The organism is Pseudomonas citronellolis (assembly GCF_029335315.1).
Taxonomy (GTDB): domain Bacteria; phylum Pseudomonadota; class Gammaproteobacteria; order Pseudomonadales; family Pseudomonadaceae; genus Pseudomonas; species Pseudomonas citronellolis_A.
The window spans coordinates 68,871-75,615 of record NZ_JARJLT010000201.1; the positions used below are offsets into that span (position 1 = coordinate 68,871).

6 protein-coding genes are annotated in these 6,745 nt (G+C 58.9%); 4 read left to right on the plus strand and 2 right to left on the minus strand.

Annotated elements, in window-relative coordinates:
• Positions 1-83 precede the first annotated feature (83 nt).
• Positions 84-1,484 (plus strand): aromatic ring-hydroxylating dioxygenase subunit alpha, encoded by a 1,401-nt coding sequence (locus P3W75_RS15905; protein ID WP_033970218.1) that lies wholly within the window; start codon positions 84-86, stop codon positions 1,482-1,484.
• A gap of 45 nt (positions 1,485-1,529) precedes the next feature.
• Positions 1,530-2,105 carry an aromatic-ring-hydroxylating dioxygenase subunit beta gene (locus tag P3W75_RS15910; RefSeq protein ID WP_033970220.1) on the plus strand — a complete coding sequence of 192 codons (576 nt, stop codon included), beginning with the start codon at positions 1,530-1,532 and terminating at the stop codon, positions 2,103-2,105.
• A 241-nt stretch (positions 2,106-2,346) separates the two neighbouring features.
• On the opposite strand, the gene P3W75_RS15915 is transcribed toward P3W75_RS15910, so the two are convergent.
• A complete protein-coding gene (locus P3W75_RS15915) occupies positions 2,347-3,087 on the minus strand; it encodes a DUF2889 domain-containing protein (RefSeq protein WP_043158286.1) in 741 nt (246 codons plus the stop codon).
• A 106-nt stretch (positions 3,088-3,193) separates the two neighbouring features.
• Between P3W75_RS15915 and P3W75_RS15920 the strand changes: the two genes are divergently transcribed.
• Entirely contained in the window at positions 3,194-3,994 is an 801-nt protein-coding gene (locus P3W75_RS15920; RefSeq protein ID WP_043158288.1) for an SDR family NAD(P)-dependent oxidoreductase, read from the plus strand.
• Between the two features lie 149 nt (positions 3,995-4,143).
• On the opposite strand, the gene P3W75_RS15925 is transcribed toward P3W75_RS15920, so the two are convergent.
• On the minus strand, positions 4,144-5,775 hold the full coding sequence (locus P3W75_RS15925) for an ATP-dependent acyl-CoA ligase (RefSeq protein WP_043158289.1): 1,632 nt from the start codon (positions 5,773-5,775) through the stop codon (positions 4,144-4,146).
• Positions 5,776-5,953: 178 nt separating this feature from the next.
• Between P3W75_RS15925 and P3W75_RS15930 the strand changes: the two genes are divergently transcribed.
• Positions 5,954-6,685 carry a TetR/AcrR family transcriptional regulator gene (locus P3W75_RS15930; RefSeq protein WP_043158290.1) on the plus strand — a complete coding sequence of 244 codons (732 nt, stop codon included), beginning with the start codon at positions 5,954-5,956 and terminating at the stop codon, positions 6,683-6,685.
• Positions 6,686-6,745 lie beyond the last annotated feature (60 nt).

Sequence of the window (6,745 nt, forward strand, 5' to 3'; positions counted from 1 at the left end):
CTTTATATGTACATTTTTATTAAAAGTGTCTTATATTCTGCCGAGGCTTTTATTCGCCGTAGTGCCCTGATCAGGAGGCAATCATGCTAACAAGAACAAGTCCTGTATTGTCCGACGGAACCAAGGTTTCCGACCTTATCTTCCCCGATACCCGCGAAGTCCAGATGCGCGTGTTGTCGGACCGCGAGATCTACGAGTTGGAGATGGAGAAGATCTTCGGCAAGATCTGGGTGTTCCTCGGCCATGAGTCCGAGATTCCCAACTCCGGCGACTTTGTTGTGCGCGACATGGGTTCCGACTCGGTGATTGTCGCCCGTGGCAAGGAGGGAGAGGTTTATGTAAACCTCAACGTATGTCCCCACCGCGGCATGCGCATCAGTACCGCCGACTGCGGCAACACGCAAATCCACAAGTGCATCTACCACGGCTGGGCGTTCCGTCCCAACGGTGACTTCATCGGCTCGCCGGTGGAGCGCGAATGTATGCATGGCAAGATCTTGCCAAAGGAGGCGCTTGGCCTGAAGAAGGCTCGGGTCACGCTCTATGGTGGGCTGATCTTCGCCACTTGGAACATCGACGGCCCCTCCTTCGATGAGTTCCTCGGCGACGCCAAGTGGTATTACGACATGCTGTTCTGCCGTTCTGACAAGGGCATGGAAGTGCTCGGTCCGCCGCAGCGCTTCATTGTCAACGCCAACTGGAAGACCGCTGGTGAGCAGTCCGCCGCCGATGGCTTCCATACACTGACCCTGCACCGCTGGCTGGGCGAGGTCGGTAACTATGCGAAGAAAGGCGACGGTGAAGGTGAAGGCGCCGACCTCAGTCCAGAGATGATCGGGGTAGAGGTCAGTTCGCCGCACGGCCATGCTCTTCGCTGCATTGACCTGGCCCGCAAAATAAAACGCCTTACCGGTCTCGATCCTGCGGAACTGTCGGTACAGGAGAAGCTGAACGCCTTGCCGCCGGCCGGGATGACGCGTGAGATGGTTGAGCAACTGGCGCGCAATCTCAGCGAGGAGCAGCTCAAGGTACTGACCAGCATGCCGCCGCAGGTCGGGGGAATGTTCCCGAACATACTGTTCGGGTTCGTCTATATCCCGCAGCCGGATGGATCGGTGGTTGGTTCCATGACCATGCACGCCTATGTGCCTCAGGGGCCCGACAAGCTCGAGTTCGTCAACTGGATCTTCGCCGAGAAGGACGCGCCGGCAGAACTGCGCGAGAAGATGCTCAAGCAGACTATCCAGCTATTCGGTACCTCCGGGATGGTCGAGCAGGATGACTCCGACACTTGGCCGCACATGACCCTGGCTGCCAAGGGCGCGATGGGCCGCCAGATGACCCTCAAGTACCAAGCCTGCTATGAGACCGGCGCGCCTGCGGGCTGGCCAGGGCCGGGCATCGTCAACGAGGGCTTCACCAAGGACGACACCCAGTGGCATTGGTGGTTGTACTGGCATGAACTGATGACGGCGGAGGGCTGATCGTCGCGTCGTTCCAGGCAAAACCACACATTTCAGGAGTTACCCATGGCCCAAGTACAAGAGCGCGGTGTCGATCAGATCCAGCCGGGATCGCCCGTCGGCATCAAGCGCGTCTCGGTAGGTTCGGATATCTACAACCAGGTGGTGACCTTCCTCTATGAGGAGGCGACCTTGTTGGATCAGATTCGTCTGCAGGAGTGGGGCGCACGCTTGGCCCCAGACCTCGTCTATACCGTACCGCTTCGCCACACCCGCCTGCAGTCGGAGTTGTCCACCACCATCGTGCGTACCGTGCAGCATTACCATGACGACTACCGCTCGATCATGGGGCGAATTCTGCGGCTGTCCGGCAAGAGTGCGTGGGCGGAGGATCCGCCCTCGCGCACCCGACGTCTGGTGACCAACGTCTTCGTCGAGGAGACCGAAAAGTCCAACGAATTCGTGGTGACCAGCTACTTACTGTTAACCCGCAATCGCTTCAAGGACCACCATGTCGACATCATAAGTGGTGAGCGCCGGGATGTGTTGCGTGTGACTGATGAGGGTTTCAAGCTGGCGCGCCGTGAGGTCATTCTTGACCAGGCCGTGTTGGGCACGCCGAACCTCGCAGTGTTCCTCTGACGCCCCTAACCTGGCGCTCCATTCTTTGAAGGGGCGCTCAATGCTGTTGTGAACCTCGGTGCCGGAGCGAGTTATCCCGGTGCCGGGGTTCTTTTATGTTGGCCCTGTCTTGGCGGGGCAGACTGACGTTTTCGGAGTGCACGTTATCTGCCGAAGCCGGCGTCACGTTGTGTCGGAGTTTTGTTGCGTCCAGTTTGGCTTATCCCTTCTCCTGAGGGGAAAGGGGGGAGTGGCCGGCTGGTTACTCTCCGGCTAGCCAGTCTTGGTCGCCCGAGCATAGACGTGCTGACGTGTCGCTGAAATCCCACGTTGAACCCTTGATCCGCAGGGCCTGCGCAGCCCGTGCCGGCTGCTGGCTAAAGCAGAGACTGGTGCTGGATGCATGGACCTGGGAGTCTAATGGATGCTGACGGCCAAGTGAGATCTGGGTACACCGGCGTAGCAGCAGCGCAGCTTCCGCATCCTCTTCGGGAAGGTGGCTAAGGGCCCAGCGAGCCATTCCTTTGCGCAGGTTTACCCCACAGTAGGGCGCTGGCCCTTGGATGATCGAGCCTCGTACGTCCCAGCTCAGCAGGAGCCTGCCATCACGAAGTAGTACCGGTGTCGTGTGTTCGTCGACGCGGTCCGGTACCTGGACATCGTAGCATCGGCGGAGCGTTCCACGGGCCGCGTTGGCGATGGCTAGGCCGGCAAGGTCTAGCAGGTGTGTGCATTGATGCTGGGCATCGGTCTGCCGGGTCACTGAATGGGCGATATGGCTGAGTGGCATGCCTATCAGTTGTTCCAACTGGCCGGACGCTTGTGGGCAGGCGGAGTAGGGGTAGCGCACGGCCTCCCCGCCGATCTCGCGTACCATGCCGTCACTATGGCGTAGCCAGACGCGGAAGTGATGGAAATCGTCCTCAAGAGCGGCCCGTACCTCTCGTGTTGCATCCTGTGGCGTAGAGACGATTTCCACTCGGCGGCGGAACATGTTGGTCATCGTTTTTTCCTTGCGTTGGTTTCCGCAGGTGCCTGGTCTTGCGGATTGAAGTATATTTGAACAGTATACTTAAAAGTGTTCATCTAAAAACAAGAAGGAATTCATTATGAAGCTATTGCACGAGCAGATAGCGCTGGTGACTGGAGCTGGTGGCGGTATTGGCCGCGGCGTGGCGTTGAGCTTTGCCAAGGCCGGCGCCGCGGTCGTGATAGCCGAGCTGGACGAAACCTCCGGCAAGGCTGTGGAAGACGAGTTGCTGGCGCTTGGCGCTCGCGCGGTTTTCATCAAGACCGACGTGACCAGCAAGGTGGATATCGAGGCGGCTATCCGGGTGACAGTGGAGCGTTTCGGAGGGCTGGACATTCTGGTCAACAATGCGTTCGCCCCCACGCCCAATGTGCTGCTGGAGGAGAAGACCGACGAGATGCTAGCTCGGACCCTCGACTCCACCTTGTGGGCCGCTTGGTGGTCGATGAAGGCTGCGCTGCCGCACATGCGCGCGCGCGGCGGCGGCAAGATCATCAACTTTTACTCCATCGACACCGAGGTCGGTGCCTGGTTGCATGGTGACTACAACGCAGCGAAGGCGGGGGTCGTCGGCTTGACCCGCAGTGCGGCCTCGGAATGGGGACGCTTCAACATTCGTGTGAATGCCATCGCGCCTACTGCCATGGGGGCGACCTTCCATAAGCTGGCGGCGGAGAACCCAGGGTTTGCCGAACGTTCCGCCGCCCTGCGCCCGCTAGGGCGTTGCGGGGAGCCGGAGGAAGACATTGGGCCAGTCGTGGTGTTTCTGGCTTCTGAGATGTCGCGCTTCGTCACCGGCGAGACTCTCCATGTCGATGGCGGGCTGCACCTCCCCGGCTACAATTCCCGACCGGCCACCGTACCTGTGCGCGAGTACTGACGGGGGTATCGAGCGCGGCTAATGCCGCCGCGCTTTTTTCTGTAACACGGCGGCGAGGTCACTCAGGGTGAGCTGCAAGCTGGTGCTGTCGAGTGGATGGATAGCGAGCCCCGGCCAGCCCAAAAGCAAGGCCGGGGCTGCAGGGTGGGTCAGCGCTTGGCAACCTTGATCTCAGTGTCTTCCAGGTCCCAGGTGTCGGCTGTCTTGCCTTCTTCGCGCAGCTCATACTTCAGCACGCGCCCCTGCGGATTCTTCGGCAGGTTGGTGCGGAACTCAATATAGCGGGGCAGGGCGTAGTAGGGGACCGATTCGACAGCCCAGTTGAACAGCTCTTCCGGAGTCAAGCAGGCCCCTTCATGTAGCACTGCGGTCACCTTGACGTCGTCCTCGCCTTTGTCGGACGGCACGGCATGCACGGCAACCTCGGCCAGGGCCGGGTGCACAGCAAAGGCGGCTTCCATCTCGAAGCTGGAGATATTTTCACCACGGCGGCGCAGGTAATCCTTCTTGCGATCGACGAAATAGAAGAAGCCTTCGTCGTCGAACTTACCGATGTCGCCGGTGTGGAACCACATGTTGCGCATTAGCTTCAGGGTATCTTCGGGGCGATTCCAGTAGCCCTGGAACATGATGTCTGGGCGCAATGGGCGTACGACAATTTCGCCGGGAGTGTTGGCGGGCAGCTCTTGATCATTGTCATCGACGATCCGCACGTCGAAGTCTGGGATGCGCTTGCCGGACGAGCCGGGCGCTGCGTATTCGCCAGCGGCCAGAGAGGTGACTACGCAAGCCTCGGTGAGGCCGTAGCCGTTTCCGCCGACCAGTTTGCTGCCGAAGCGTTCGCGCCAGATTTTCTTGGTTTCCTCGGTATAGGGGTTGCCGCGGGCAGTATGGATCTGACCATGGCAGCGCCTCATCGCTTCGTTGTCAGGGGCGTGAGCTAGCAGACCACCCATTCCGCCGAGGATGGAGGCAATAGTCGCGCCGGAACGTTCGACTTCCTGCCAGAAATTGGAGACCGAGAAGCGCGGCAGGATCGCTGCCCGCGCACCAACCAGGATGCTGGCGATGATGCTGACGCACAAGGCGTTCATGTGGAACAGCGGCAGGGGCGTGATGGTAACGTCGTTTTCGTTGGCCGGACCGGCTCGCAGCTGCAGGCGCGCCAGGTTGCACATGAAGTTGTAACTGATCATGCAGCCTTTTGAGGGGCCGGTGGTGCCAGAGGTATAGATCAGACAAGCCAAGTCGGAAGGTTCCGGCTTGACGCTCAGAGGTGTGTCGTCATTGCCACGGTGTTCATCCAAAGCGGCGATAGGAATGCGGCAGTCCTTCGGAGCAATGAAGTCACCCCGGCAAAGAATCCGGGTGACGTTAGTGAGCTGCTCGGCCAGCGAAGTGATGCGTGGCAGGTAGTCCGCTTCGCAGATGACCAGATGGGTTCCGGTGTCAGCGATCTGGTGACGGAGGAACTCGCCTTTGAGCGCGGTGTTTATCGGAACGCTAACTGCACGCAGCTTGTTGATCGCCAGCCAGCACACGACTGCGTCGATGTTGTTATCCAGCATTGTCAGTACGGTCTCGCCTGGTCGTACGCCGAGGTTCGAGAGTGCGTGGGCCATGCGCGTGGAAATCGAGTCGACTTCAGAATATGTGTATAACTTTCCGCTGAAATCCAGTAGGACTCGGTCTGGATGCTTCGCTGTCGCTCGTTCAAGCGCTGCGATGACAGTGTCTCGTTCCCCCATGGACCAGGTGTCCGGATGGCCTGTGCCGTTCATGTCTCGATCTCCTTGGAGCCTGTCCTGGTGCGGGCAGGCGATTTTATTTTGAAGAGAGAATGCCATTCTAGATTCAAATTTTACAGATGTCTCCAGTTAAAATTTGGACAGATTTTGCTAATAATGCCTATATCTTGTGCTAGAATTGCGCTCATTTATCCCATGAGAATCCTTGTCAATGACTTCGAAAGCCACCAGATCGAGCAAGGGCGCGAGTGACAAGCCCGTCAGAAAGAAGGCCAGTCCGGCGGAGAAACCTGCTGCCGTAACGAAAAGGCCTGTTCAGAAAAACGGTGTTGCTTCGTCGGCGAATGGCAAAGTAAGACCCAACAAGCGCTCCGAGGAGACCGTTACGAATATCCTGTCTGCCACCGAGGAGGTGGTGCTGCGTTCCGGTGCAGATCGGATATCGATCCTGGATGTTTGCCAGGTGGCTGGGGTGTCCCGGGGGACGTTCTATCGCTACTTCTCCTCCCAAGAAGACTTGCTGGATACCTTCTCTCGTCACAAGCGGGACAGCTTCCATGAGTCGCTGGCATTGGCGCTGGGGGATATTGCCGACCCCGACGCGCGTTTGAATGCGCTGATTGTCTACCTGGATAATTACCTTGAGCAGAGCCGCGCCCGACGTCTGCTTGTGGTGGCGCCCGACTACGCCCTGGGTTTCTTCCGACGGATATTCCATGATTCCATCGTGCGCTTTCAGGACCTGCTTGGGATCGTGTTCGATGAGTGGGATGCCCGGCTAGGCATCAAGATCGACAGGGAGCTGGTCTGCGAAATGATCATTCGCTATGTCCTGAGCGAGGTGCTCGTGCCTGAAGGGGTTAGTCGCCGTCTCCTGCCGGTACGTGTGCGGAAGCTCATCGTTGCCTTGACTGTCGGTTCCACCTCGCGCTCTCGCCGCTGATCGACCTTGCAGTCACCCTCTGCTAGGGGGAGGGGCTGGCCCCTTCCCTTCCCTTCCCTT